The organism is Salmonella sp. K21076 (assembly GCF_039650795.1).
GTDB lineage: Bacteria > Pseudomonadota > Gammaproteobacteria > Enterobacterales > Enterobacteriaceae > Salmonella > Salmonella enterica.
This window is the reverse complement of sequence record NZ_JBCLYA010000008.1, coordinates 177,666-204,365: the sequence shown is the minus strand read 5'-3', so window position 1 is coordinate 204,365 and position 26,700 is coordinate 177,666. Positions and strand designations below refer to the sequence as shown.

The window sequence follows — 26,700 nt, the reverse complement described above, 5'->3', positions numbered from 1 at the left end:
GCGGGTGAAGTCGTCCACGGCGGGAACGGCGCGCGGTGCGGGCGCGGCGACGGGTTCCGGGAAGAAGCGAGTAATCACGGCAGACATACCGCGAATGGCAAAGATCAGCAGGAACAGAAAGCTCAGTACGAACCCCATCCCTAAAAACATCAGGGTGAAACCTTCACCCAGTAATACAGCTTCATTCATGAATCATTTTCCATAATGAGAGGCACGACGGTGGCCTTGACGACAACCTTCCTGGTGAATCCGGCTAAGGAGTAGAGTGGATTTCCCTTGGCCACCTCTGGCTTTGGCCTCTACTTTTCTCCAGGTCGTTTGCGGCAAAGACACCGCCGTGCGTTTTTTTACACCATCATGCTGAACACGATGCTAGCGATAACCAGCACAATACCGCCGCCCAGACGAGAGGAAATTTGTGCATATGAAATGAGGTTCATACGGTTACAGGCGGAGAGCACTTCCAGATCGCCGGAGCCGCCGCGGTTGGCCATACAAAGACCCGCAGTAATGGATGATTCAATCGGGTAGAAGCCAATCAACCAGCCCCCGATAGCTGCGCCAACGACAGCGCCGACCACAATGATCGCGGCGATAACGACGTTCGCGAACGTCAGGGCATCGATGATCTCTTGCAGATCGGTGTAGCAAACACCCACACCTACCATCAGCACCCACAGCAGTTGTTTGGAGAAGAAGTCAGAAAGACGTTTCGCCCCGGCTTTAATCTCCGGTGAGCAAAGACCTGATGCGTTCAGCGCAGCAACAATCAGGACCATCCAGGCGAAGTAGTGAATAGAGACGCCGCCGATGCTTGGCAGAATTTTCTTGGCAACAACATAGGCCAGCAGGAAGCAGGTGGTGGATAACACCATGCCAACCGCCGTTTCACGATGGGTAATCTGACCGGCCTTTTCATCATCTTCGGTTTTGAAGGAAGCCTTACGAACCAATTCACCTTCACCGCTAAGCCAGGTGTATTTTTTGCCTATCATATCGAGGAGGGCGGCGAAAATAATGGCGAAGATATTCGCAATGGTCAGAATAGCAATAGCCGTTGAGTAATACTCTTCGCGAGAACGTCCGGTAACCGAGTGATAAATTTCAGACAGAGGCACGGCGCCTGCGCCGTTACCACCGCCCATAATCGGCAGAACGTATAGCATCATGATACGGTCGACCGGGATACCGAAGCACAAACCAATGACGATACCGAAAAGGGACGCGCCGACAATCCCGGCGAGGATGGTTGGGATATAGCCCAGCAGTGATTTTAATAGCAGCTTACGGTTTACCGACAGGATCGCGCCTGTGATCAACACTGCGATAAACAGGTTAAGGAAGTTGCTTTTATCCATTACGTTGCTGATCGCATCAATTTCTTTCTGCGTAAATATGCCAGCATAGACAAAATAAGCTGCAACCAGAAATATCATAACCGGTGCGCCGCCAATATATTTATTGAAGATCGGTAAACGTTTGCCGATTTCACCAAAAATGGCCCCCATAACAAACATAAGAGCAAAACCACCGACTAAGTCAGTCGGTATAGCATTATAGAAATGAGACAGTAATAAAGTAATTAATGCAAAGGCATAAAGCGGTAGCGGCATACCAAAGATTTTGAATCTGAGTAAATCGCTGGCCCCCTTTTTCTCCGTCGCCGAAGCCTGGGTCATGTTGGTCATAAACATTTTCCTGTGTATTGATGGGTAACAAGACCCGCGCATACTAATAAATTCAATGAACCGTGAGATGTGACTATCTTCACTGAATGGTTGTGTTTTTAATTAATTTAATTATTTTTATTAACTCTGGTTAATTAAGGAAATAAAAACCATAAAGCTTATAAAAGCAAGGGGGAAAGTGTGATGTCTATTCCAGACGAGTAATACAAACGCTGGCGAAATATGCAACGTTATTTGCTGACGGATGCAGAATAGAGTGAATCTAATATTTAAACGCATTTATTTGCAAAAGGATGTATTGCGTCGCGAGTCGGTCGCCATGTTTCTGGAGGGCGTGGGACTCGCCCTGGAAGATGATTGTGAAATCGCGGTATGCGCATATTGGCAGGGTGAGATAGTTGGATGCGGCTCGCTGGCCGGAAACGTACTGAAATGCATCGCCGTTTCCCCGGTTTTACAAGGGGAAGGGCTCAGCCTCAAACTGCTGACTGAGCTGCTTACATTGGCCTACGAGTTAAACCGCAGCGAGCTTTTCCTGTTCACTAAGCCGCAAAATCGGTTGCTGTTTTCTGGCGCGGGGTTTTGGCCCATTGCGCAGGCAGGTGAGCTGGCGGTGTTAATGGAGAACAGCAGTGAACGGTTAGCGCGCTTTTGTCGCCAACTGGCGCTTTATCGTCAACCGGGAAAAACGATCGGCGCCATTGTCATGAACGCCAATCCGTTTACCTTGGGCCACCGTTATCTGGTGGAGCAAGCGGCTGCGGCCTGTGACTGGTTGCATCTGTTTGTAGTCAAAGAAGATGCTTCATTTTTTTCCTATACCGACCGTTGGGCGCTGATCGAACAAGGAATCGCGGGCATTGACAACGTCACGTTGCATTCCGGCTCCGCTTATATGATCTCGCGTGCGACGTTTCCCGGCTATTTCCTCAAAGAAAAAGGGGTTGTGGACGACTGCCATTGCCAGATCGATCTGCAACTCTTCCGTGAACATCTGGCTCCAGCGCTGGGGATTACCCATCGTTTTGTCGGCAGTGAGCCGTTTTGTCCTCTGACCTGTGCCTATAACCAGCGGATGCACGACATTTTACACGATCCGAAGCGCAGCGGCCCGGTTATTGAGGTCGTCGAGCTGGCGCGGGTGGAGAAAAACGGCACGGCTATTTCCGCCTCTCGCGTCAGAAAACTGTATAGCGAACGTAATTGGCCGGCAATAAGCGCGCTGGTGCCTGCTGGCACCCTGGCATATCTGCAGCGGCATGCCGCCAGACACACTGAAACCATATGACGTAACACCGTTAACAAGGAACATAACTAATGAAAATCATTAAAGATGCCCTGGCAGGCACGCTGGAATCCAGCGATGTGATGATCAGGATTGGTCCATCCAGCGAGCCAGGAATTCGGCTGGAGCTAGAGAGTCTGGTGAAGCAGCAGTTTGGCGCGGCGATTGAGCAGGTGGTTCGGGAAACGCTGGCGAAGCTGGGCGTTGAACGCGCGCTGGTTAGCGTCGATGACAAAGGCGCGCTGGAGTGTATTTTACGCGCCCGAGTGCAGGCGGCGGCGTTACGCGCTGCAGAACAAACGGAAATTCAATGGAGTGCGTTATGAGACCTCGTCGCAGTATGTTGTTTATCCCCGGCGCAAATGCGGCCATGTTGAGCACCTCGTTTGTCTATGGTGCGGACGCGGTGATGTTCGACTTAGAAGACGCCGTAGCATTACGTGAGAAAGATACCGCCCGTCTTTTAGTCCATCACGCGCTTCAACATCCGTTCTATCAGGATGTTGAAAAAGTGGTGCGCATTAATCCACTGAACACGCCATTCGGTCTGGCCGATCTTGAGGCCGTCGTGCGTGGTGGCGCGGATATCGTGCGTCTGCCGAAAACCGACAGCAAAAACGATGTGCTGGAGCTGGAAGCGCAGGTTGAACGGATCGAACGTGAATGTGGACGTGAAGTCGGCAGTACCAGGCTGATGGCGGCGATCGAATCAGCGAAAGGCGTGGTCAATGCCGTCGACATCGCCACCTCCAGCCCGCGCATGGTGGCAATTGCGCTGGCGGCATTTGATTACGTGATGGATATGGGCACCAGCCGGGGCGATGGCACCGAGCTGTTCTACGCCCGCTGCGCAGTGCTGCATGCGGCGCGCGTTGCGGGTATTGCCGCCTATGATGTCGTTTGGTCGGATATCAATAATGAAGAAGGCTTCCTGAAGGAAGTGCAGTTGGCGAAAGGGCTTGGTTTTAACGGTAAGTCCTTAGTGAATCCACGTCAGATTGAGCTGTTACATCAGGCTTATTCTCCGACGCGTAAAGAAGTTGAGCATGCGCACGAGGTGATTGCCGCCGCTGAAGAGGCTGAGTCTCGCGGTCTGGGCGTCGTTTCACTCAACGGCAAAATGATTGACGGCCCGATTATCGACCACGCGCGCAAAGTGGTGGCGCTGTCGGCTTCCGGTATTCGTGATTAAGGAAGGAACCATGAAAGAGACTGTAACTATGCTCAATCAGCAATATGTCGTACCGGAAGGATTACAACCCTACCAGGGGGTAACAGTGAATAGCCCGTGGCTTGCCAGTGAAACGGAAAAGCGTCGGCGTAAAATTTGTGACTCGCTTGAAGAGGCTATCCGTCGTTCCGGGCTTAAAAATGGCATGACGATATCCTTCCACCATGCGTTTCGTGGTGGCGACAAAGTTGTCAATATGGTGATGGCGAAACTGGCGGAAATGGGATTCCGCGATCTGACGCTTGCCTCCAGCTCGTTAATCGATGCCCACTGGCCGCTTATCGAACACATTAAAAATGGCGTGGTGCGGCAGATTTACACCTCTGGGCTGCGCGGCAAGTTAGGGGAAGAGATCTCCGCTGGCCTGATGGAAAACCCGGTACAGATCCACTCTCACGGCGGCCGCGTAAAACTGATTCAGAGCGGTGAGCTGAATATTGATGTCGCTTTCCTCGGCGTGCCGTGCTGCGACGAATTTGGTAATGCGAACGGTTTTAGCGGCAAGTCACGCTGCGGCTCTTTGGGGTATGCGCAGGTTGATGCGCAGTACGCTAAATGTGTGGTGCTCCTGACTGAAGAGTGGGTCGAGTTCCCCAATTATCCGGCCAGTATCGCGCAGGATCAGGTTGATTTGATCGTACAGGTGGACGAAGTAGGGGATCCGGAAAAAATCACTGCGGGCGCGATTCGTCTGTCCAGCAACCCGCGTGAACTGTTGATCGCCCGGCAGGCGGCCAATGTGATCGAACACTCGGGTTATTTTTGTGACGGTTTCTCGCTGCAAACCGGCACCGGTGGCGCTTCTCTGGCGGTCACCCGTTTCCTGGAAGACAAAATGCGTCGCCACAACATTACGGCGAGTTTTGGCCTGGGCGGGATCACCGGCACCATGGTGGATCTGCATGAGAAAGGGTTGATCAAAGCGCTGCTGGATACGCAATCATTCGATGGCGATGCAGCCCGTTCGCTGGCGCAGAACCCGCATCATATTGAAATTTCAACCAATCAATACGCGAACCCCGGCTCTAAAGGCGCGGCATGCGAACGCCTGAATGTGGTGATGCTGAGCGCGCTGGAAATTGACGTGAATTTCAACGTTAACGTGATGACCGGTTCAAACGGCGTACTGTGTGGCGCATCGGGCGGCCATAGCGATACGGCAGCAGGGGCCGATCTCACCATTATTACCGCACCGCTGGTGCGCGGGCGTATTCCTTGCGTGGTAGAAAAAGTGCTGACTACCGTCACGCTAGGGGCAAGCGTTGATGTGCTGGTTACCGACCATGGTATTGCGGTGAACCCTGCGCGTCAGGATCTGCTTGATAACCTGCGTGCTGCGGGCGTGGCGCTGATGACCATCGAACAACTGCAACAGCGCGCCGAGCAACTGACCGGTAAACCGCAGCCGATTGAGTTTACCGATCGGGTGGTGGCTGTGGTGCGTTATCGCGACGGTTCAGTGATTGACGTGATTCGCCAGGTTAAAGGCTGATGAAGGGCACAGACCTGCTGTACCAGGGCCAGGCAGTTACGCTGGAGGAGATGCTACAAGCGCGCGATAAACGTGCCGCCAGGCAGCGTCAGGCGTTGAACTGCTATCGGCTACCGTTGATTTCCCTCACGCTGGTTGCACCGGGCGCCGTTAAAAACTCAGCGGTCTGGCGGCGTGTCGCCGATTACGCAATTGCCGAAATACTGGCGCTTTGCGAACAGAAGGAGTGGGTCAACGTCTGGGAAATGCAGGTAAATGAACGCAGCGGCCCGGAATGGATGGCAGCGGTCTGTGCGCCGGCAATGGCGTTGAAACAGCACATGTCGACACTAGAGATGAGCCATCCGTTAGGGCGGCTTTGGGACATCGACATTATTGATAGCGACGGTAAGTCGCTATCACGCCGTGAACTCGGGCATCCTGCCCGGCCATGTTTGATATGCCAGCAGGATGCTCATCTCTGTGCCCGGGGCAAGCATCACACCCTTGACCTTTTGTTGGATGAAATTGCACGAAGGATTGAATGCTATGAACGTGAGCGTTGTGACTGAACGGCGTACGCCAGCGTACTCATCGCTGGCGGCTGGCGAACTTAATGGGTTGGTTGCAAGAGCGCTGCTGACGGAAGCCAGGCTGACACCAAAACCCGGTCTGGTCGATATTCGTAATTCGGGAGCGCATAGGGATATGGATCTGGCGGCATTTGAACGTAGCACTACCGCCATTGCTCCGTGGATGGAAAAGTTTTTTATCATGGGCAACAACACGGCGGCGCTGGCGGCAGAAAATGTCCTGGTGATGCTGCGTCCGCTGGGGATGGCCTGTGAGAACGATATGCTACAGGCGACCAATGGTGTGAATACCCATCGCGGGGCGATTTTCGCTTTTGGCCTGCTGAGCGCAGCGATTGGCCGACTTCTCGCGCGGGGAGAACCGTTGGAGCAAAATCGTATCTGCGACCAGGTTGCTCGCCTGAGTCGGAATATTGTTGCCCACGAGCTCTCAGCAAGAAAAGCGGGAAAACTGACAAAGAGTGAAACCCATTTCCAGTGTTATGGCCTGTCGGGCGCGCGGGGAGAAGCGGAAAGCGGTTTTCGAACCGTCAGAACGCAGGCTTTGCCGGTGTTTAACCGGGTCGTGCAGGAGCATGACGATACCCATCTTGCCCTGCTGCAAACATTGTTGCATCTGATGGCGTGGAATGATGATACCAATCTGGTGTCACGGGGAGGCCTGGAAGGGCTTTACTACGTGCAGCAGCAGGCACAAAAATTGTTGTGGCAAGGGGGCGTATTGGTTGAGGGGGGCATTGAAGCGATGCAGTTCCTCGATGATGAACTCATCCTGCGTAACTTAAGCCCTGGCGGTAGCGCGGATTTACTGGCAGTGACCTGGTTTTTAAGTCATTTTCCTGCCGGTTCCCTCTATCCTGAGTAAGTTTCTCTTCTTTCATTCTCTCCAGCAATGATTCATCCTGTGGGATGAATCATGTCTTTTACTGATATCGCTCCCTGTTTATCATTAATTTCTAATTATCGGCGATTTTAGATGGCGGCCTCCGGGCGCGCTGGTTACTCTGAAAACGGTTTACGCAATTTTTACAAAAGAGAATAGCTATGCATGAAGCACAAATCCGCGTCGCCATTGCCGGCGCCGGTGGCCGCATGGGACGGCAGTTAATCCAGGCCGCCATGGCGATGGAAGGTGTTCAGCTGGGTGCCGCGCTGGAGCGCGAAGGCTCTTCCTTGCTGGGCAGCGATGCTGGCGAACTGGCGGGGGCGGGAAAGTCCGGCGTGATCGTTCAAAGCAGCCTTGAGGCGGTAAAAGATGATTTTGACGTTTTCATCGATTTTACCCGTCCGGAAGGCACGTTGACGCATCTGGCGTTTTGCCGCCAGCATGGTAAAGGGATGGTGATTGGTACTACCGGCTTTGACGACGCCGGTAAACAGGCCATTCGTGAGGCGTCGCAAGAGATTGCGATCGTTTTCGCCGCAAACTTTAGCGTCGGCGTTAACGTCATGCTCAAGCTGCTGGAGAAAGCCGCGAAGGTAATGGGCGACTATAGCGATATTGAAATTATTGAAGCGCACCACCGCCATAAAGTGGATGCACCGTCGGGGACAGCGCTGGCAATGGGCGAGGCAATCGCCGGGGCGCTGGATAAAGATCTGAAGGACTGCGCGGTCTACTCGCGTGAAGGTTATACCGGCGAGCGCGTACCGGGAACGATTGGCTTTGCAACCGTTCGGGCGGGCGACATCGTCGGCGAACATACCGCGATGTTTGCCGATATTGGCGAGCGCGTAGAGATTACGCATAAAGCTTCCAGCCGCATGACGTTTGCAAATGGCGCGTTGCGATCGGCGTTATGGCTAAAAACGAAGAAAAATGGGCTATTTGACATGCGGGATGTGCTGGGGCTGGATGTATTATAGCGACTAAATACCTTCGTGATGTGGTTGTGGTAATCAAGATTAATTGATTACAAAGGGCAATATATTATTGCCCTTTTGTTTTTGCCCCTCGGTTATTCGGTCAGATAAATAACGCCTTTCACCATTCATGTTTCGACAGTTTCTTCTCCCACGACATGTTCTGCCGCAGTGGCTTACCGTATGCAAAAGGCACCTCGACCAGACTGATAAGACTGATATCCATTGGGGGGTTAGTGCTGTTCCACGGGATCGTTTTATCTCTTTTGCTTCAATAAGTTAGCTTTTTTATGCTGTAGTGAGGCTGTTTGTGGTCCAATCGTATGCGCCTGTCTTAAAGAAAAAGAAGTTAGATATTAATATCGAAATTGGAGTTATCATTATATAGTCTTAATTTGCTGTTTTTTGTTGATTTTATGATGCATTTGATTTGTTTTTTATATTTTTAAGGTATTGATTTTTAAAATGTTTTTGTTGTTAATTTGATTTATTTTGAATTTTTATGCATTTAATGACATTAATGACTATTAAATGAATTTTTATCGTTGTTTTTTGTTGTTTTAATGTGAAATTTGACCATTTGGTCCACTTTTTATCATGGCAGCCAGTTTTTTGCGAACTCAAGGAAGCGCAAGCGTTTTCTATCGTCACTTAGTTGATCTTTTTGCCTATTAAACAGAATAACTTCCTTATAATGTGCAAAATAACATAAAAAATACCCGCTTTAAGTTGACTTTTATCCGGCTTAACTTCAGAATGCCGCCGTTTGCCAGAAATCCACGGGTAAGCAAATTTGCATTGCTTCATACTGACTGAATGAATTGATATGCAAATAAAGTGAGTGAATATTCTCTGGAGGGTGTTTTGATTAAGTCAGCGCTATTGGTTCTGGAAGACGGAACCCAGTTTCACGGTCGGGCCATAGGGGCAACAGGTTCGGCGGTTGGGGAAGTCGTTTTCAATACTTCAATGACCGGTTATCAAGAAATCCTCACTGATCCTTCCTATTCCCGCCAAATCGTCACTCTTACTTATCCCCATATTGGTAATGTCGGCACCAATGAAGCCGATGAAGAATCTTCTCAGGTTCATGCGCAAGGTTTAGTGATTCGCGATCTGCCGTTGATTGCCAGCAACTTCCGTAACACCGAAGACCTCTCTTCTTACCTGAAACGCCATAACATCGTGGCGATTGCCGATATCGATACCCGCAAGCTGACCCGACTGCTGCGTGAGAAAGGCGCACAGAACGGCTGCATCATTGCAGGCGATAGCCCGGATGCGAAGCTGGCGCTGGAAAAAGCGAAAGCATTTCCTGGACTGAACGGTATGGATCTGGCGAAAGAAGTGACCACGGCGGAAACTTACCGCTGGACGCAGGGTAGCTGGACGCTGAAAGACGGTTTACCGGAAGCGAAATCTGAGGATGACCTGCCGTTCCACGTGGTGGCCTACGATTTTGGCGCCAAGCGCAACATTCTACGTATGCTGGTGGATCGCGGCTGCCGCCTGACGGTGGTGCCAGCGCAAACCTCTGCTGAAGAGGTGCTGAAAATGAATCCGGACGGCATCTTCCTGTCGAACGGCCCTGGCGACCCGGCGCCGTGCGACTACGCCATCGAGGCGATTAAGAAATTCCTCCAGACCGACATTCCTGTGTTCGGCATCTGCCTCGGCCATCAACTGCTGGCGCTGGCGAGCGGTGCGAAGACCGTTAAGATGAAGTTCGGCCATCACGGCGGCAACCATCCGGTAAAAGATATGGACAGAAACGTGGTGATGATCACCGCGCAGAACCACGGATTTGCGGTGGATGAAGACTCGCTGCCCGCCAACCTGCGCGTGACCCACAAGTCGCTGTTCGACGGCACCCTGCAGGGCATTCACCGTACCGACAAACCGGCGTTCAGCTTCCAGGGACACCCGGAGGCGAGCCCGGGCCCGCACGATGCGGCGCCGCTGTTCGACCACTTTATCGAATTGATTAAGCACTACCGTTCTTCAGCAAAATAATCAGGAGCCAACAAAATGCCAAAACGTACAGATATAAAAAGCATCCTGATTCTGGGCGCGGGCCCGATTGTTATCGGTCAGGCGTGTGAGTTTGACTACTCCGGCGCTCAGGCGTGTAAAGCGCTGCGCGAAGAAGGCTACCGCGTTATTCTGGTGAACTCTAACCCGGCCACCATCATGACCGACCCGGAAATGGCCGATGCCACCTACATCGAGCCGATTCACTGGGAAGTGGTGCGCAAAATCATCGAAAAAGAGCGTCCGGATGCGGTGCTGCCGACCATGGGCGGCCAGACCGCGCTGAACTGCGCGCTGGAGTTGGAGCGGCAGGGCGTGCTCGAAGAGTTCGGCGTCACCATGATTGGCGCCACCGCCGACGCCATTGATAAAGCCGAAGACCGTCGTCGCTTCGATATCGCCATGAAGAAAATTGGTCTCGACACCGCGCGTTCCGGTATCGCGCACACCATGGAAGAAGCGCTGGCGGTTGCCGCTGACGTGGGCTTCCCGTGCATCATCCGGCCTAGCTTTACCATGGGCGGCACCGGCGGCGGTATCGCTTACAACCGTGAAGAGTTCGAAGAAATCTGCGAACGCGGTCTGGATCTCTCGCCAACCAACGAATTGCTGATTGATGAATCGCTGATCGGCTGGAAAGAGTACGAGATGGAAGTGGTGCGTGATAAAAACGACAACTGCATCATCGTCTGCTCTATCGAAAATTTCGATGCGATGGGTATCCATACTGGGGACTCGATCACCGTGGCGCCCGCCCAGACTCTGACCGACAAAGAATATCAAATCATGCGTAACGCCTCGATGGCGGTACTGCGTGAAATCGGCGTCGAAACCGGCGGTTCTAACGTCCAGTTCGCAGTGAACCCGAAAAACGGTCGTCTGATCGTTATCGAAATGAACCCGCGCGTCTCCCGCTCCTCGGCGCTGGCGTCGAAAGCCACCGGTTTCCCGATTGCCAAAGTGGCCGCCAAACTGGCGGTAGGTTACACCCTTGACGAACTGATGAACGACATCACCGGCGGGCGTACTCCGGCCTCCTTCGAGCCGTCCATCGACTACGTTGTGACCAAAATTCCGCGCTTTAACTTCGAGAAATTCGCCGGTGCCAACGACCGTCTGACCACCCAGATGAAATCGGTCGGAGAAGTGATGGCGATTGGCCGCACGCAGCAGGAATCCCTGCAAAAAGCGCTGCGCGGCCTGGAAGTCGGCGCCACCGGCTTCGACCCGAAAGTCAGCCTCGACGACCCGGAAGCGCTGACCAAAATCCGCCGCGAGCTGAAAGATGCGGGCGCAGATCGTATCTGGTATATCGCCGATGCCTTCCGCGCAGGCCTCTCCGTCGACGGCGTGTTCAACCTGACCAACATCGACCGCTGGTTCCTGGTGCAAATTGAAGAGCTGGTGCGTCTGGAAGAGAAAGTAACTGAAGTCGGGATTACTGGCCTCAACGCCGACTTCCTGCGTCAGCTCAAGCGTAAAGGTTTTGCCGATGCGCGTCTGGCAAAATTGGCGGGCGTGCGCGAGGGGGAAATCCGTAAGCTGCGCGACCAGTATGACCTGCACCCGGTCTACAAGCGTGTGGATACCTGCGCGGCGGAATTCGCCACCGACACCGCCTATATGTACTCCACTTATGAAGATGAGTGCGAAGCGAACCCGTCCGTTGACCGCGATAAAATCATGGTCCTCGGCGGCGGCCCGAACCGTATCGGCCAGGGCATTGAGTTTGACTACTGCTGCGTACACGCCTCGCTGGCGCTGCGCGAAGACGGTTACGAGACCATCATGGTCAACTGTAACCCGGAAACCGTCTCTACCGACTACGACACTTCCGACCGCCTGTACTTCGAGCCGGTGACGCTGGAAGACGTGCTGGAAATCGTGCGTATCGAGAAGCCGAAAGGCGTTATCGTGCAGTACGGCGGCCAGACCCCGCTAAAGCTGGCGCGCGCGCTGGAAGCGGCAGGCGTGCCGGTTATCGGCACCAGCCCGGACGCCATCGACCGCGCGGAAGACCGCGAGCGCTTCCAGCACGCGGTTGACCGTCTGAAGCTGAAGCAACCGGCCAACGCCACCGTCACCGCCATTGAACAGGCTGTCGAAAAAGCGAAAGAGATCGGCTACCCGCTGGTGGTGCGTCCTTCTTACGTGCTGGGCGGCCGGGCGATGGAAATTGTCTATGACGAAGCCGATCTGCGTCGCTACTTCCAGACGGCGGTCAGCGTCTCTAACGATGCGCCGGTGCTGCTGGATCGCTTCCTTGATGACGCGGTTGAAGTGGACGTGGACGCTATCTGCGACGGCGAAATGGTGCTGATTGGCGGTATCATGGAGCACATCGAGCAGGCGGGCGTACACTCCGGCGACTCCGCCTGTTCTCTGCCGGCCTACACGCTAAGCCAGGAAATTCAGGATGTGATGCGCCAGCAGGTGCAGAAGCTGGCCTTCGAGTTGCAGGTGCGCGGCCTGATGAACGTGCAGTTTGCGGTGAAAGACAACGAAGTCTACCTGATTGAAGTCAACCCGCGTGCGGCGCGTACTGTGCCGTTCGTCTCCAAAGCCACCGGCGTGCCGCTGGCGAAAGTGGCGGCGCGCGTGATGGCCGGCAAATCGCTGACCGAGCAGGGCGTGACTCAAGAAATTATCCCGCCGTACTACTCGGTGAAAGAAGTGGTACTGCCGTTCAACAAATTCCCGGGCGTTGACCCGCTGTTAGGGCCAGAAATGCGCTCCACCGGGGAAGTGATGGGCGTGGGCCGTACCTTCGCGGAAGCGTTCGCCAAGGCACAGCTGGGCAGTAACTCCACTATGAAGAAACAGGGCCGTGCGTTGCTCTCGGTTCGCGAAGGCGACAAAGAGCGCGTGGTGGACCTGGCCGCTAAGCTGCTGAAACAAGGCTTCGAGCTGGATGCCACCCACGGTACGGCGATTGTGCTGGGCGAAGCCGGTATCAACCCGCGTCTGGTGAACAAGGTGCACGAAGGTCGTCCGCACATTCAGGACCGCATCAAGAATGGCGAATATACCTACATCATCAACACCACCGCAGGCCGCCGGGCGATTGAAGACTCAAGGGTGATTCGCCGCAGCGCGTTGCAGTATAAGGTGCATTATGACACCACGCTGAACGGCGGTTTTGCCACGACGATGGCGCTCAATGCCGATGCCACCGAGAAGGTAACCTCGGTGCAGGAAATGCACGCGCAGATCAAAAAGTCGTAAACCAAGGGGGCGGCGGATATTGCTCTAACCGAACCTGTAATATAATGTTGAAAGGGTTTCTGTAAAGAAACCCTTTTTTTATCTTGCGTAAGGTCATTCCTGGAGAAGTCCGTTTCCGTAACCACATTTTCAATGTAATAAGCACGATATTGCTCACACTAATCAATATTTAAGTCGCATACTATCTTTCATATCCACAATTTTAATATGGCTTAGTTTTTATTAGTTTGGACAGGCCGTAGCCAGATTTTTAATTTGTGAAATGGTGTGCTTATGTGTGAAAAATATGTTGAAAGACCGCTTTATTTGTTAATTGCTGACTGGATGATGGCAGAGAACCGATGGATCACTGCCAGGGAGATTTCCCGTCAATTTGATATTGAACATTGCAAAGCAATTAATACGCTCTCCTATATTCTGTCAGAAGTGGGGGAAATTGTTTGTGAAGTGAAGATGATCCCTAACCAAATTGCAGGACGAGGCTGCCAGTGCCAGCGTCTGGTGAAAGTCGTGAGTATCGACTCTCAACTCTATCGCCGATTGAATCATAATTTGCAGGAAAGAAAAGTGAGCGTGGCGAAAGCGCCGCGGCTGTCTGCCGTTCCCCCCACAGAGCTAAACCGTGAGCAGAAATGGCAGATGATGCTCTCCAAGAGTATGCGTCGCTAATTGTCTGTTTAACCTGCTGGCGGGGTAAACGGTAATTGACGCGTAGGCCGGATAAGCGTGAGCGCATCCGGCATCAATTACTGTGCTGATTTTGGCTTCACGTCCGTCGTGCCTTTCAGGCGCGGTCGGTTTTCTTCGACCTGCGTTAACGGCTTCGTTTCAGATAACCCCGTTCGACAACGGATCGCAAGATCCTGATATTCTTTGGTATTGAGGCGTTTCCAGTGCAGCTCCTGGTCCGTAACCTGGCGTAGTACGCGCGCCGGTGATCCCACCAGCAGTTGCCTTGCCTCACCCTGAAATCCGGCTTTGACAAAACTCATGGCGGCGACAATGCTCTCTTCGCCAATCACTGCGCCGTCCATAATGACGCTATTCATGCCGACCAGGGCATCCCGTCCCACCACGCAGCCATGTAGAATAGCGCCGTGGCCGATATGGCCGTTTTCATGCACGATGGTATCGGTATCGCAGTAGCCATGCATAATGCAGCCATCCTGCAGATTAGAGCCTGCCTCCAGGATCAGGCGACCATAATCCCCACGCAATGACGCGAGTGGGCCAATATAAACACCGGCGCCCACGATGACATCGCCAATCAGCACGGCGCTGGGATGGACAAACGCGTCCGGATGCACCACCGGGATCAGTCCTTCAAAGGCGTAATAGCTCATGGTTGTACCTCGGTTTTTTTTTGTCGGATGGCGGCGTAAATACCTTATCCGGCCTACGGTTGTGCATGTGTTGTAGGCCGGATAAGCGAAGCGCCATCCGGCATAGTCACATTAACGACCTTTCCACACCGGAGCGCGTTTTTCGGCAAATGCCTGCGGTCCTTCGAGCGCATCTTCTGAATGCAGTACCGACGGATAATGTTTCAGCACGCCGCTGCGGATGTAGCGGTAGCCTTCTTCAACCGGCATTTCACTGGTCGCGCGATAAATCTCTTTCAGCGCCGCGATAGCCAGCGGAGCGCTATTGACCAGTTGTTGCGCCAGTTCGCGCGCGCTCTCCATCAGTTCGCTCTGGCTGACAACGCGGTTCACGATCCCCCAACGCAGCGCTTCTTCGGCGCTCATTCGTCTGCCGGTCATTACCATTTCGTTGACGATAGCCGGTGGCAGCAGCTTAGGCAGACGCAATACGCCGCCGCTGTCAGGCACGATGCCGAGCTTGGCTTCCGGCAGCGCGAAGCTGGCGTTTTCGGCGCAGACAATAAAGTCTGCCGCCAGCGCCAGCTCAAAACCGCCACCAAATGCGTAGCCGTTCACCGCGGCGATAACCGGCTTATCGAGGTCAAATATTTCGGTTAAACCGGCAAAGCCGCCGGGACCAAAATCGGCATCCGGCGCTTCACCTTCCGCTGCCGCTTTTAAGTCCCAGCCCGCAGAAAAGAATTTCTCCCCGCCGCCGGTAATGATTGCTACGCGTAATTCCGGGTCGTCACGGAAATTAAGAAAAGCTTCACCCATCGCAAAACTGGTTTTCGCATCAATGGCATTCGCTTTAGGTCGGTCGAGGGTAATTTCCAGGATCGGGCCGTTACGGGTCAGATGTAATGACTCACTCATAGTTCATCTCCAGATAAATAGTTTCCCGGCGGGAGGGATTCCTGCCGGAAGGTTTATTTCAGATTTTTTTTGATTATTTTTCCTGAACAGTTGCGTGGCAGGTCAGTTCTGATCTCCATAAAAGAGGGAACTTTGAATTTCGCCATATTGTTTTCGCAGAAGCTGAAAAACTCGGCCTCGCTTAATGTTTCACCTTCATTAAGGACGATAAACGCTTTAATGGCTTCATCACGGATCGCGTCTTTAATACCGACCACCACAATGTCCTGAATTTTCGGATGCGCAGAAATAATATTTTCCAGCTCGACGCAGGAGACATTTTCCCCGCCGCGTTTAATCATGTTGCAGCGTCTGTCGACAAAATAGAAATAGCCATCCTCATCCTGGTAACCCGAATCACCGGTATGTAACCAGCCCTCTGGTTCCAGCGCCCTGGCGGTTGCCTCCGGCTGCATGTAATACTCTTTGAAGATAGTCTTGCCGGGGATGCCTTTAATACAGATTTCGCCAATTTCTCCGGCGGGCAGCGGGCGATTTTGATCGTCGCGAATTTCAGCTTCATAGCTAAAGCCCACGCGACCAATGGAAGGCCAGCGTCGTTTGTCTCCGGGACGGTCGCCAATAATTCCGACAATGGTTTCAGTCATACCATAAGAGGTCAGCAGCCTGACGCCAAAGCGTTCGGTAAAGGCGTCTTTTTCCTGCGCGGATAAATTGAGATAGAACATCACTTCGCGCAGATGATGCTGCCTGTCCGTTGGCGTGGCGGGCTGGACCATCAGCGTGCGGATCATCATCGGGATGCACTCGGTCACCGTCGCCTGATATTTACGTACCTGATCCCAGAAGGCCCTGGCGCTGTACTTCTCCAGGAGCACAAAGGTGCTGCCGGCGGAAAAGGCTGGCATTGCGGCGGTACACTGGCAGTCGATATGAAAAGCGGGCATCACCGTCATGTACACGTCATCATCGCGCAGGGCGATTTGCCAGGCAGAGTAATAGCCTGCAAAGCGCAGGTTATAGTGGGTAATCACCACCCCTTTTGGACGCGAGGTGGTACCGGAGGTAAACAGAATTTCCGCCGTATCGTCAGTGGATAACGCGGGCGTATAGCACAGCGTGGCCGACTGGCGTGCTTGTAGTTGGGAAAAGTGGCTCACGCCGTCGTCAGCCGGAAGCTGCTCGCCAATCAGACAGATATGATTAAGCGGAGTGCTATTGTCCTGGCGTATTTCACGGTACATAGGATAAAACTGGGCGCTGGTAACCAGCAGACTCACCTGGCTGTTTTGCAGGATCCAGGCGCTTTCTTCGCCCAGTAAGCGGGCATTAATCGGCACCATAATGGCGCCGATTTTTGCCAGTCCAAACCAGCAAAAGATGAATTCCGGACAGTTATCCAGATGCAGCGCGACCCTATCACCCTTGCGGATCCCTAAGTAATAAAAAAGGTTCGCCGTGCGGTTAATCTCTTCATTGAGCGAAGCATAGCTAAACTGCCGAACGATTCCCTCACAGGATTCGAAAATTAACGCCGTTTTATCTCCGTACATCCCGGCCAGGTCGTCCCACATCTGACGTAAGTTTTGTCCGCCAACGATATCCATATTGCTTTATCCACTGAAATCAGGCGTGAGCGCTAACCGGAAAACCGAGTAGCGCATCGCGTTTAATCCTCAACTTTGGCCAGGCCTTTGCCGACCAGTTCCTTAATATCTGCTTCGCTATAACCAATGTTTTTCAGAATGGCGGCGGTATCCATGCCGTGTGATGGCATGCCACGCCAGATTTTCCCCGGGTTGTTTTTAAATTTCGGCATGATGTTCGGCCCTTTACAGGTGCGACCGTCCATTGTTTGCCACTGAGTAATCGATTCGCGGGCAACGTACTGCGGGTTACCTTCCAGTTCCGGAATGGTGAGCACCTTCGCACAGGCGATATTCAGCTCAGCAAAACGCGCCTGAACGTCGGCGATGGTATGTGCTGCCAGCCAGGCGTCCAGTTTCTCTTCGACGAGCGGGCCGTAAGGGCATTCCACGCGATGGATGAGCTGCGTGCCTTCCGGAACTTCCGGCGTACCGAGAATGTGCGCCAGGCCAATATCTTTAAAACACTCGTTGATTTGCGTGATGCCGACCAACTCCATGACGATGTAACCATCGGCGCATTTATACAGGCCGCAACCGGCGTAGTAGGGGTCTTTCCCTTTCGTCATACGTGGACAGATTTCGCCGCCGTTGAAGTAGTCCATCATGAAATACTGACCCATGCGCAGCATCACTTCGTACATGGCGATATCGATGCTTTCACCTTTACCCGTTTCGCGTACTTTGTGCAGGGCTGCCAGCGCGGCTGTCGTCGCGGTCATCCCGGAGAAGTAATCGGCGGTATACGGGAAGGCTGGCATCGGTTGGTCAACGTCGCCGTTTTGGATCAGATAACCACTGAATGCCTGCGCGATGGTGTTATACGCCGGAAGATTGGTGTACTCCTCGGTACCATACTGGCCGAAGCCGGAAAGGTGGGCAATGACCAGTTTCGGGTTATGTTCCCACAGCACTTCATCAGTAATACCACGGCGGGCAAAGGCCGGGCCTTTACTGGCTTCAATGAAAATATCGGTGGTTTCCATCAGTTTCAGAAACGCTTCCCGACCTTCATCTTTGAAAATATTCAGCGACAGGGCGTGCAGGTTGCGGCGTGAGAGCTGCGGGTAGTTAGGCTGTACGCGGATGGTATCGGCCCATGCGACGTTTTCAATCCAGATAACCTCGGCGCCCCATTCGGCGAACATCTGTCCGGCGAACGGACCGGCGATTTCGATCCCTGAAAAAACAACGCGTACCCCAGCAAGAGGACCAAAGGTTGGCATTGGTAAATGATTCATCGTTTTTCTCCTGGCATTTTTTGCGGTATGTAGGCCGGATAAGCACAGCGCCATCCGGCATGATTGCCTGATGGCGACGCCCCGCGTCTTATCAGGCCTACAAGGGATCGATTAGCGGTATTGCTTGAGTACCGCACGACCCAACGTCAGGATCTGCATTTCGTCAGAACCACCAGAAACACGGTCAACGCGCAGGTCACGCCAGAAACGCGTGATGCGGTGGTTGCCCGCGATACCAACACCTCCCAGTACCTGCATGGCGGTGTCTACCACTTCAAACGCGGCGTTGGCGCAGAAGTATTTGCACATGGCCGCGTCGCCGGAGGTAATAGTGCCGTTATCTGCTTTCCACGCGGCTTCCAGCAGCATATTTTTCATGGAGTTCAGTTTGATCGCCATATGCGCAAACTTCTCCTGAATCAGCTGGAAACGGCCAATAGCTTCACCAAACTGCACGCGCTGATTAGCGTAACGCGCAGCGTCTTCAAAAGTGCACATTGCGGTACCGTAGTTGGTCAGCGCGACGAGGAAGCGTTCATGGTCAAACTCTTCTTTCACGCGGTTGAAGCCGTTACCTTCCCGACCGAACATGTCTTTCTCGTCCAGTTCAACGTCGTCAAAGGTGATTTCACAGCAGCTATCCATGCGCAGACCGAGTTTCTCCAGTTTGTTGACCTTGATACCCGCTTTGCTCATGTCCACAAACCACTCGGTGTAAACCGGTTTATCCGGCGATGCACCGTCTCTCGCCATGACCACGATGTACGGGGTATAGGCGCTACTGGTGATAAAGCACTTACTGCCATTGAGATAAACCTTACCATTTTTGCGTGTATAAGTGGTTTTCAGACTACCAACATCCGATCCCGCTCCCGGTTCGGTGATAGCAGAGTTCCACATCTGCTTACCGGTGCCCCGGAACGCCATGATTTTATCAATTTGCTCCTGAGTCCCTTCACGCAGGAAAGTGTTAAAACCTCCCGGCAATTGGTACAACACGTAAGTTGGCGCGCCAAGACGTCCCAGTTCCATCCAGACGGCGGCGACGGTAACAAAACCCGCTTCCAGACCGCCGTGTTCTTCCGGGATCAGCAGGCTATCAATACCCATATCCGCCAGCGCTTTTACAAAACGCTCAGGGTAGACGCTGTCACGATCGCACTCGGCAAAATAAGCTTCCCAGTTCTCACTGGCCATCAGTTCGCGAATACCGGCGACAAACAGCTCCTGTTCGTCATTTAAGTTGAAATCCATCTTTCAGCCTCTTGATCAATTGGGTTAATAAGAATTACTTGTCTTTCCAGTGCACTTTGGCGTCTTTAATAAAGGACAGCGTCACCATAATGTTGACGAAGAACAGCGGGCATCCTCCGGCGATAATCGCGGTCTGAATCGGCTTCAACCCACCCAGCGCCAGCAGAACGATACCGATGATGCCGACCAGCACCGACCAGCCGATGCGTACTAACAGAGGCGGCTCTTCACCATCGCGAACTTCGCGACAGGTCGACATCGCCAGGGTGTAAGAGCAGGCGTTAATCAGCGTGACGGTGGCAATAAAGCAGAGGATGAAGAAGCCCCACATGGTGGCGGTGCTGAGCGGCAAGGCTGCCCAGGTTTCGATAATGGCGCGCGCCACGCCGTGTTGCTCAATCAGTTGCGGGATGTTGAGGATGTTTTTATCCATCAGCAGCAGCGTGTTACTGCCAAGGACTGTCCACAGGATCCAGGTAGACGCGGTCAGACCCATCACCATCCCGAAGCACAGTTCACGTACGGTACGACCACGGGAAATACGGGCCAGGAAGATACTCATCTGGATGGCGTAAATAACCCACCACGCCCAGTAGAAAACGGTCCAGCCCTGTGGGAAGCCGCCTTTACCGATGGCGTCGGTATAGAACAGCATCCGTGGCAGGTGCATTAACAGCATCCCGACGGAGTCGGTGAAGTAGTTCATGATGAAGCTGGCGCCGCTGACGATAAACACCCAGCCGAGCATCAGGAAGCTCAGGTAGCTACGCACATCGCTGGCGATTCTGACCCCTTTTTGCAGGCCGCAGGCCACGCAAATCGCGTTCAGAATGATCCAGCAGGTAATGATGATGGCATCCAATTGCAGCGTATGCGGAATACCGAACAGCCATTGCATACACTCGGTGACCAGCGGGGTAGCCAGACCGAGGCTGGTGCCCATCGCGAAGATCAGCGCCACCAGGTAGAAGTTATCGACGATGGTACTGAACAACCCTTTCGCATGCTTTTCACCGACGAGCGGTACCAGCGTGGAGCTGGGGCGGATGACATCCATCTTGCGTACAAAGAAGAAGTAGGCGAAGGCCACGGAAAGGAAGCTATAGGTTGCCCACGGTAGCGGCCCCCAGTGGAACAGGCTGTACGCCAGGCCTATCTCTTTCGCGCCCGTGGAATTGGGTTCCAGGCCGAACGGCGGGGTGGAGATATAGTAGTAGATCTCAATAGAGCCCCAGAACAGAACCGCAGCGGATGTACAGGAGGCGAACATCATGAAAATCCAGCTGGCGGTGCTAAACTCCGGTTTTTCGTCACCTAATCTCTTTTTGGCATAGGGGCCAAAAACCAGCCAGAACCAGCTGAAGAGCATGACGACCATATACCATTCAAATGCCCAACCCCAGACGTTGGTGACATAACTGAATACCGCATTAATAACGACGTTAGCGGCATCAAGATCTCTGACTGTTAGCCAGCAAAGTATCCCGACAATTATTAATAGCGGAAAAAAAACCTTCGGTTCAATTCCCGATTTTCTCTTTTCATTTTTCATAAGTGAATTCCAGTGTGAAAACGAAATTTATTTAGCGTGCCAGTTCATGAACGTTTGTTTATTTATTATTAATGATTTGTTGATAAGTTTTTAACCTCTGGGACGCCTCAATGAGTAACTCATAATGGGTATTCATTTCGGGTGATTCTGTTATCTGTGTCACACTTTTTTGCGTTGATTATTTTGTGTTTAAATTTTGATTTTTTCTTTATTTATCAATCTGTTGGTTGTGGTTTTTTAACTTTTTTAAGTATCTGGCGTTCAATATTGTTGAGCCAGCAAACAATATTGAAAATTTTCATATTTGGCATATTTCTTTCAATATTGGTGAGGTGCGTAACACTATTGAAAGTTACGAATATCAATGTGTGACATTTTCAATATTGGTGATTAAGGTTTTATTTCCGAATTAAAGAGCGTGATATCTGTATTTAACACCGCCGATATAAATACGTTTCCTTCATGATTTCTGGAGATGCAATGAAGATAATTACTTGCTACAAATGCGTACCTGATGAGCAGGATATTGCGATTAATAATGCTGACGGAACACTCGATTTCAGCAAAGCGGATAGCAAAATCAGCCAATATGATCTGAATGCAATTGAAGCTGCTTGCCAGTTAAAACAGCAGTTGGGAGACGCTCAGGTTGTCGCCATGAGCGTTGGCGGCAAAGCGCTGACTAATGCAAAAGGGCGCAAAGATGTCCTCTCTCGTGGCCCTGATGAACTGATTGTGGTCATTGACGATCAATTTGAGCAGGCGCTGCCGCAACACACCGCTACCGCGCTGGCCGCCGCGGCGCAAAAATCAGGTTTCGATCTACTTATCTGCGGCGACGGTTCTTCCGATCTTTATGCTCAGCAGGTTGGTTTGCTGGTGGGCGAAGCGCTGAACATTCCGGCGATTAACGGCGTGAGTAAAATCCTCTCTCTTACCGACAGCACATTGACGGTAGAACGCGAACTGGAAGATGAAGTTGAAACGCTGAGCATCCCGCTCCCGGCGGTGATCGCGGTTTCCACCGACATTAACACCCCACAAATCCCTTCGATGAAAGCCATTCTTGGCGCGGCGAAAAGACCGGTTCAGGTCTGGTCGCCTGCGGATATCGGGCTGAACAGCGTACCCGCGTATTCCACACAACAGGTTGCCGCACCGAAGCAGCGCGAGCGTCAGCGTGTGGTGATTGAAGGTGACGGTGAAGAACAAATCGCCGCGTTTGTCGAGAATCTGCGCAAAATCATTTAATTATCAGGGGATGTTATGAACAAATTTTCCAGTGTCTGGGTATTCAGCGATACCCCTTCTCGTCTGCCCGAACTGATGAGTGGTGCGCAGGCTGTAGGTGAAAAAGTTAACGCGTTCGTACTGAACGAAGCGGACAGCGCGACAGCATGTCATTTGGGCGCGGATCATGTCTGGCTGCTCAGCGGCAAACCAGAAGATCGCATGATCGAAGACTACGCTGCTGCGATGGCTGAGACTATTCGTCAGCATAGCGAGGGCGGCGCGGTGCTGCTGCCGAATACGCGTCGGGGCAAGCTGTTGGCGGCAAAACTGGGCTATCGCTTGTCGGCTGCGGTTTCCAACGACGCCAGCGACGTCTCCCTGCAGGATGGAAAAGCGGCGGTCAAACATATGGTCTACGGCGGTCTGGCGATAGGGGCAGAGACCATCGCTTCGCCGTTTGCCGTGATCACACTCAGCAGCGGAACGTTTGACGCACAACAGCCGGATGCTTCTCGCAGCGGCGAGATGCACACCGTGCAGTGGCAGGCTCCGGCCACTGCCGTGACCCGCACCGCAACCCAGGCGCGTCAGAGCAACAGCGTTGACCTCGACAAAGCGCGTCTGGTGGTCAGCGTGGGACGCGGCATCGGCAGCAAAGAGAATATCTCGCTGGCCGAAGCGCTGTGCCAGACCATCGGCGCCGAGCTGGCCTGTTCCCGCCCGGTGGCGGAAAACGAGAAGTGGATGGAGCACGAGCGCTACGTCGGTATCTCCAACCTGATGCTCAAACCTGAACTGTATCTGGCGGTGGGGATCTCCGGGCAGATCCAACACATGGTCGGCGCCAACGGCGCGCAGACGATTTTCGCCATCAACAAAGATAAAAACGCGCCAATCTTCCAGTATGCGGATTTTGGCATCGTTGGCGATGCGCTGAAGATCCTGCCTGCGCTGACGGCTGCCTTAGCGCGATAAACCATTTCGGGCAGGATACGAAGGTATCCTGCCGCTGACAGGAGTACGTATGTCCGAAGATATCTTTGATGCCATCATCGTGGGTGCAGGTCTGGCCGGTTCGGTTGCGGCGCTGGTGCTTGCTCGCGAAGGTGCACAGGTGCTGGTTATCGAGCGCGGCAATTCTGCTGGCGCGAAGAATGTCACCGGTGGGCGTTTGTATGCACATAGCCTGGAACGCATCATTCCCGGCTTTGCGGATCAGGCCCCCATTGAACGCATGATCACCCACGAAAAACTCGCCTTTATGACCGACAACGGGGCGATGACTATCGACTACTGCAATGGTGAAGATGCTTCAGCGTCGCAGGTTTCTTATTCCGTTTTGCGTAGTAAATTTGACGCCTGGCTGATGGAGCAGGCCGAAGAGGCGGGGGCGCAACTGATCACTGGTATTCGCGTGGATAACGTTGTTCAGCGTGATGGCAAAGTCGTGGGCGTGGAAGCCGATGGCGATATTCTGGAAGCCAAAGTCGTAATCCTCGCTGACGGGGTGAATTCTCTGCTGGCTGAAAAGCTGGGCATGGCCAAGCGTGTTGAGGCATCGCATGTTGCCGTCGGTGTGAAGGAACTGATCGAATTGCCGAAGTCGGTCATTGAAGATCGTTTCCAGCTACAGGGCAACGAAGGTGCCGCCTGTCTGTTTGCCGGGGCGCCAACCGATGGTCTGATGGGCGGTGGCTTCCTGTATACGAATGAAACAACCCTTTCCCTAGGGCTGGTCTGCGGTCTTCATCATCTGAAAGACGCGAAAAAATCGGTCCCGCAAATGCTGGAAGATTTCAAACAGCATCCGGCCGTTGCGCCGCTGATCGCCGGTGGCAAGCTGGTGGAATATGCCGCACACGTTGTACCCGAGGCGGGAATGAATATGCAGCCTGAACTGGTGGGCGATGGTGTACTGATTGCCGGAGACGCTGCCGGCATGTGTATGAACCTCGGCTTTACCATCCGGGGTATGGATCTCGCCATATCCGCAGGCGAAGCGGCGGCGAAGACGGTGCTTTCGGCGATGAAGCGCGACGATTTTAGCAAGCAGTCGTTGGGTGAATACCGTCAGCATCTGGACGAAGGTCCGATGCGCGATATGCGCATGTATCAGAAACTGCCAGCTTTTCTTGATAATCCCCGCATGTTTACCGCCTATCCCGAAATGGCGGTCAGTATCGCGCGCGACCTGTTCACCGTGGATGGCTCCGCGCCGGTGCCCATGCGTAAAAAAATCCTGCGCCATGCGAAGAAAGTGGGCTTCATCAACCTGATGAAAGATGGCCTGAAAGGAGTGACCGTATTATGACATCTCCCGTCAATGTGGACGTCAAATTGGGCGTCAATAAGTTCAATGTGGATGAAGATAGCCCGCACATCATTCTCAAAACCGATCCTGATAAACAGGCGCTGGAGGTGCTGGTTAAGGCCTGTCCGGCGGGACTGTATAAAAAGCAGGACGACGGTAGCGTTCGTTTTGATTACGCCGGGTGCCTGGAGTGCGGAACATGCCGGATCCTCGGCCTTGATACGGCGCTGGAAAAATGGGAATACCCACGCGGGACGTTTGGCGTGGAGTTCCGCTACGGCTAATAAGTACGAGTTTGTGCCCCCGTAGGCCGGATTAGATGCGGTAGCGTCGCCATCCGGCAATCATGTGGCGCCAATGCCGGATGGCGGCGTAAACGCCTTATCCGGCCTACAGATGACGCTTTGCCCGTGTTGAAACAGGACATCACCATGCCGCAGCCCAGGAACTTTGACGACCTTAAATTCTCCTCCATCCATCGCAGAATTATGCTGTGGGGAAGCGGCGGCCCGTTCCTTGATGGCTACGTGCTGGTGATCATTGGCGTGGCGCTGGAACAACTGACGCCGCTATTGCACCTTGATGCTGAATGGATTGGCGCGCTCGGCGCGGCTACGCTTGCCGGACTGTTTATCGGCACCTCGTTGTTTGGCTATATTTGCGATAAAGTCGGGCGGCGTAAAATGTTCCTGCTTGATATTATCGCTATCGGCGTTATCTCCGTGGCGACCATGTTTGTTTCCACGCCGCTTGAATTGCTGGTGATGCGCGTTTTAATTGGCATTGTTATCGGCGCGGATTACCCTATCGCCACTTCCATGATTACGGAGTTTTCCAACACCCGCCAGCGTGCGTTCTCCATCGGTTTTATCGCCGCGATGTGGTACGTCGGCGCGACCTGCGCCAACCTGGTGGGTTACTGGCTGTATGACATGGAAGGAGGCTGGCGCTGGATGCTTGGCAGCGCCTTTATCCCGTGCTTAATCATTTTGATTGGCCGCTTTGACCTGCCGGAATCGCCACGCTGGCTATTGCGAAAAGGACGGGTAAAAGAGTGCGAACAAATGATGATCAAACTGTTCGGCGAACCGGTCTGCTTTGACGATGAGCCGCCGCAGGAGACCCGCTTCCTGCAGCTGTTTAACCGCCGTCATTTCCCGTTTGTACTGTTCGTTGCGGCTATCTGGAGCTGTCAGGTGATCCCGATGTTCGCTATCTATACCTTTGGGCCGCAGATCGTCGGGTTACTCGGCTGGGAACAGGGGCGCAACGCGGCGCTCGGCAATGTGGTGATTAGCCTCTTTTTTATGCTGGGCTGTATACCGGCGATGTTCTGGCTAAACAGTATTGGCCGTCGCCCTCTGCTTATTGGCAGCTTCGCCATGATGACTATCGCGCTGGCGCTGCTGGGGCTGGTGTCAAATCTGGGTATCATACTGGTCGTGGTGGCGTTTGCGGTATACGCCTTCTTTTCCGGCGGACCGGGCATACTGCAATGGCTTTATCCTAATGAACTCTTCCCTACGGATATTCGCGCTTCGGCCGTGGGGGTCATCATGTCATTAAGCCGTATCGGAACCATTGTCTCCACCTGGGCATTACCGATTTTTATTACTCGTTACGGTATTAATAACGTCATGCTGATTGGCGCGTTGATTTCGTTAGTCGGGCTTGGCGTATCGGTGATGTTTGCCCCGGAAACTCGCGGCTTGACGCTAACACAGACCGGAAACATGACTTTGCGCGGAACGCCATCGGATAACCCTCGTTAAGAGTGTTCTGCATTTCTCCCTGCTTTTCGCCAATAACGCTACAGTTAACAGTCACATGCTAAAA

The 26,700-nt window shown here is 53.1% G+C and carries 23 protein-coding genes; 15 read left to right on the top strand and 8 right to left on the bottom strand.

What is annotated here, in order from left to right; all coding sequences use genetic code 11:
* Both AAYN39_RS04280 and citS read right to left on the bottom strand, forming a co-directional pair.
* Window positions 1–189, bottom strand: a 189-nt coding sequence (locus tag AAYN39_RS04280) for an oxaloacetate decarboxylase subunit gamma (RefSeq protein WP_047643145.1), incomplete at its 3' end; no start/stop codon positions are given.
* Between the two features lie 158 nt (window positions 190–347).
* Window positions 348–1,688 (bottom strand): citrate/sodium symporter CitS, encoded by a 1,341-nt coding sequence (gene citS, locus AAYN39_RS04275; protein WP_000183602.1) that lies wholly within the window; start codon window positions 1,686–1,688, stop codon window positions 348–350.
* A 244-nt stretch (window positions 1,689–1,932) separates the two neighbouring features.
* On the opposite strand from citS, the gene citC reads away from it, so the two are divergent.
* From citC to caiF, 10 genes are all read left to right on the top strand, one after another.
* A complete protein-coding gene (gene citC / locus AAYN39_RS04270; RefSeq protein ID WP_001181444.1) occupies window positions 1,933–2,976 on the top strand; it encodes a [citrate (pro-3S)-lyase] ligase in 1,044 nt (347 codons plus the stop codon).
* A gap of 29 nt (window positions 2,977–3,005) precedes the next feature.
* Window positions 3,006–3,299: a citrate lyase acyl carrier protein gene (gene citD / locus AAYN39_RS04265; protein ID WP_000691461.1), complete on the top strand. Its 294-nt coding sequence runs from the start codon at window positions 3,006–3,008 to the stop codon at window positions 3,297–3,299.
* Window positions 3,296–4,165, top strand: a complete 870-nt coding sequence (citE, locus tag AAYN39_RS04260; RefSeq protein WP_001247810.1) for a citrate (pro-3S)-lyase subunit beta — start codon at window positions 3,296–3,298, stop codon at window positions 4,163–4,165. Before citD ends, citE begins: the two co-directional genes overlap by 4 nt.
* A 10-nt stretch (window positions 4,166–4,175) precedes the next feature.
* On the top strand, window positions 4,176–5,696 hold the full coding sequence (gene citF, locus AAYN39_RS04255) for a citrate lyase subunit alpha (RefSeq protein ID WP_000665586.1): 1,521 nt from the start codon (window positions 4,176–4,178) through the stop codon (window positions 5,694–5,696).
* Complete coding sequence (gene citX / locus AAYN39_RS04250) at window positions 5,696–6,247, top strand: citrate lyase holo-[acyl-carrier protein] synthase (protein ID WP_000679050.1); 552 nt, start codon at window positions 5,696–5,698, stop codon at window positions 6,245–6,247. The genes citF and citX overlap by 1 nt, the downstream gene beginning before the upstream one ends.
* Window positions 6,225–7,133, top strand: a complete 909-nt coding sequence (gene citG / locus AAYN39_RS04245) for a triphosphoribosyl-dephospho-CoA synthase CitG (protein WP_001103241.1) — start codon at window positions 6,225–6,227, stop codon at window positions 7,131–7,133. Before citX ends, citG begins: the two co-directional genes overlap by 23 nt.
* Before the next feature lie 179 nt (window positions 7,134–7,312).
* Window positions 7,313–8,134, top strand: a complete 822-nt coding sequence (gene dapB / locus AAYN39_RS04240) for a 4-hydroxy-tetrahydrodipicolinate reductase (protein ID WP_000544030.1) — start codon at window positions 7,313–7,315, stop codon at window positions 8,132–8,134.
* Window positions 8,135–8,995: 861 nt separating this feature from the next.
* On the top strand, window positions 8,996–10,144 hold the full coding sequence (gene carA, locus AAYN39_RS04235) for a glutamine-hydrolyzing carbamoyl-phosphate synthase small subunit (protein WP_000597277.1): 1,149 nt from the start codon (window positions 8,996–8,998) through the stop codon (window positions 10,142–10,144).
* A 15-nt stretch (window positions 10,145–10,159) separates the two neighbouring features.
* Entirely contained in the window at window positions 10,160–13,387 is a 3,228-nt protein-coding gene (gene carB / locus AAYN39_RS04230; RefSeq protein ID WP_001126321.1) for a carbamoyl-phosphate synthase large subunit, read from the top strand.
* A 273-nt stretch (window positions 13,388–13,660) separates the two neighbouring features.
* On the top strand, window positions 13,661–14,056 hold the full coding sequence (gene caiF / locus AAYN39_RS04225) for a carnitine metabolism transcriptional regulator CaiF (protein WP_000333324.1): 396 nt from the start codon (window positions 13,661–13,663) through the stop codon (window positions 14,054–14,056).
* A gap of 77 nt (window positions 14,057–14,133) precedes the next feature.
* Here caiF and caiE read toward each other — a convergent pair whose 3' ends face one another.
* The 6 genes from caiE to caiT form a co-directional block, all read right to left on the bottom strand.
* The gene (gene caiE / locus AAYN39_RS04220) at window positions 14,134–14,730 is read right to left on the bottom strand and encodes a carnitine operon protein CaiE (protein WP_000122863.1); all 597 of its coding nucleotides are present in this window, start codon (window positions 14,728–14,730) and stop codon (window positions 14,134–14,136) included.
* Window positions 14,731–14,841: 111 nt separating this feature from the next.
* Window positions 14,842–15,627 carry a crotonobetainyl-CoA hydratase gene (gene caiD / locus AAYN39_RS04215; RefSeq protein WP_000004377.1) on the bottom strand — a complete coding sequence of 262 codons (786 nt, stop codon included), beginning with the start codon at window positions 15,625–15,627 and terminating at the stop codon, window positions 14,842–14,844.
* A gap of 53 nt (window positions 15,628–15,680) precedes the next feature.
* On the bottom strand, window positions 15,681–17,234 hold the full coding sequence (gene caiC, locus AAYN39_RS04210; protein ID WP_000355790.1) for a crotonobetaine/carnitine-CoA ligase: 1,554 nt from the start codon (window positions 17,232–17,234) through the stop codon (window positions 15,681–15,683).
* Between the two features lie 62 nt (window positions 17,235–17,296).
* The gene (gene caiB / locus AAYN39_RS04205) at window positions 17,297–18,514 is read right to left on the bottom strand and encodes an L-carnitine CoA-transferase (RefSeq protein WP_001016209.1); all 1,218 of its coding nucleotides are present in this window, start codon (window positions 18,512–18,514) and stop codon (window positions 17,297–17,299) included.
* A gap of 111 nt (window positions 18,515–18,625) precedes the next feature.
* Window positions 18,626–19,768 (bottom strand): crotonobetainyl-CoA dehydrogenase, encoded by a 1,143-nt coding sequence (gene caiA, locus AAYN39_RS04200; RefSeq protein ID WP_000347135.1) that lies wholly within the window; start codon window positions 19,766–19,768, stop codon window positions 18,626–18,628.
* A 34-nt stretch (window positions 19,769–19,802) separates the two neighbouring features.
* Window positions 19,803–21,320 (bottom strand): L-carnitine/gamma-butyrobetaine antiporter, encoded by a 1,518-nt coding sequence (gene caiT, locus AAYN39_RS04195; protein ID WP_000787084.1) that lies wholly within the window; start codon window positions 21,318–21,320, stop codon window positions 19,803–19,805.
* A 480-nt stretch (window positions 21,321–21,800) separates the two neighbouring features.
* Here caiT and AAYN39_RS04190 point away from each other — a divergent pair, with 480 nt between their 5' ends.
* From AAYN39_RS04190 to AAYN39_RS04170, 5 genes are all read left to right on the top strand, one after another.
* Window positions 21,801–22,571: an electron transfer flavoprotein FixA gene (locus tag AAYN39_RS04190; protein WP_000692193.1), complete on the top strand. Its 771-nt coding sequence runs from the start codon at window positions 21,801–21,803 to the stop codon at window positions 22,569–22,571.
* A 15-nt stretch (window positions 22,572–22,586) separates the two neighbouring features.
* Window positions 22,587–23,528, top strand: coding sequence for an electron transfer flavoprotein subunit alpha/FixB family protein (locus tag AAYN39_RS04185; protein WP_001032189.1), 942 nt, complete (start codon window positions 22,587–22,589; stop codon window positions 23,526–23,528).
* Between the two features lie 49 nt (window positions 23,529–23,577).
* Window positions 23,578–24,864: an FAD-dependent oxidoreductase gene (locus AAYN39_RS04180; RefSeq protein WP_001287774.1), complete on the top strand. Its 1,287-nt coding sequence runs from the start codon at window positions 23,578–23,580 to the stop codon at window positions 24,862–24,864.
* On the top strand, window positions 24,861–25,148 hold the full coding sequence (gene fixX, locus AAYN39_RS04175; protein WP_000203737.1) for a ferredoxin-like protein FixX: 288 nt from the start codon (window positions 24,861–24,863) through the stop codon (window positions 25,146–25,148). The genes AAYN39_RS04180 and fixX overlap by 4 nt, the downstream gene beginning before the upstream one ends.
* A 147-nt stretch (window positions 25,149–25,295) precedes the next feature.
* Window positions 25,296–26,636 carry an MFS transporter gene (locus AAYN39_RS04170; RefSeq protein WP_001136168.1) on the top strand — a complete coding sequence of 447 codons (1,341 nt, stop codon included), beginning with the start codon at window positions 25,296–25,298 and terminating at the stop codon, window positions 26,634–26,636.
* Window positions 26,637–26,700 lie beyond the last annotated feature (64 nt).

Coding starts and splice junctions, on each gene's coding strand:
- caiB (WP_001016209.1), bottom strand. CDS start 18,514: ATGAATCATTTACCAATGCCAACCTTTGGTCCTCTTGCTGGGGTACGC.
- AAYN39_RS04190 (WP_000692193.1), top strand. CDS start 21,801: ATGAAGATAATTACTTGCTACAAATGCGTACCTGATGAGCAGGATATT.
- citX (WP_000679050.1), top strand. CDS start 5,696: ATGAAGGGCACAGACCTGCTGTACCAGGGCCAGGCAGTTACGCTGGAG.
- fixX (WP_000203737.1), top strand. CDS start 24,861: ATGACATCTCCCGTCAATGTGGACGTCAAATTGGGCGTCAATAAGTTC.
- caiC (WP_000355790.1), bottom strand. CDS start 17,234: ATGGATATCGTTGGCGGACAAAACTTACGTCAGATGTGGGACGACCTG.
- caiT (WP_000787084.1), bottom strand. CDS start 21,320: ATGAAAAATGAAAAGAGAAAATCGGGAATTGAACCGAAGGTTTTTTTT.
- caiD (WP_000004377.1), bottom strand. CDS start 15,627: ATGAGTGAGTCATTACATCTGACCCGTAACGGCCCGATCCTGGAAATT.
- AAYN39_RS04170 (WP_001136168.1), top strand. CDS start 25,296: ATGCCGCAGCCCAGGAACTTTGACGACCTTAAATTCTCCTCCATCCAT.
- AAYN39_RS04185 (WP_001032189.1), top strand. CDS start 22,587: ATGAACAAATTTTCCAGTGTCTGGGTATTCAGCGATACCCCTTCTCGT.
- citF (WP_000665586.1), top strand. CDS start 4,176: ATGAAAGAGACTGTAACTATGCTCAATCAGCAATATGTCGTACCGGAA.
- citS (WP_000183602.1), bottom strand. CDS start 1,688: ATGACCAACATGACCCAGGCTTCGGCGACGGAGAAAAAGGGGGCCAGC.
- citD (WP_000691461.1), top strand. CDS start 3,006: ATGAAAATCATTAAAGATGCCCTGGCAGGCACGCTGGAATCCAGCGAT.
- caiE (WP_000122863.1), bottom strand. CDS start 14,730: ATGAGCTATTACGCCTTTGAAGGACTGATCCCGGTGGTGCATCCGGAC.
- citE (WP_001247810.1), top strand. CDS start 3,296: ATGAGACCTCGTCGCAGTATGTTGTTTATCCCCGGCGCAAATGCGGCC.
- citC (WP_001181444.1), top strand. CDS start 1,933: ATGCAGAATAGAGTGAATCTAATATTTAAACGCATTTATTTGCAAAAG.
- citG (WP_001103241.1), top strand. CDS start 6,225: ATGAACGTGAGCGTTGTGACTGAACGGCGTACGCCAGCGTACTCATCG.
- carB (WP_001126321.1), top strand. CDS start 10,160: ATGCCAAAACGTACAGATATAAAAAGCATCCTGATTCTGGGCGCGGGC.
- caiA (WP_000347135.1), bottom strand. CDS start 19,768: ATGGATTTCAACTTAAATGACGAACAGGAGCTGTTTGTCGCCGGTATT.
- dapB (WP_000544030.1), top strand. CDS start 7,313: ATGCATGAAGCACAAATCCGCGTCGCCATTGCCGGCGCCGGTGGCCGC.
- caiF (WP_000333324.1), top strand. CDS start 13,661: ATGTGTGAAAAATATGTTGAAAGACCGCTTTATTTGTTAATTGCTGAC.
- AAYN39_RS04180 (WP_001287774.1), top strand. CDS start 23,578: ATGTCCGAAGATATCTTTGATGCCATCATCGTGGGTGCAGGTCTGGCC.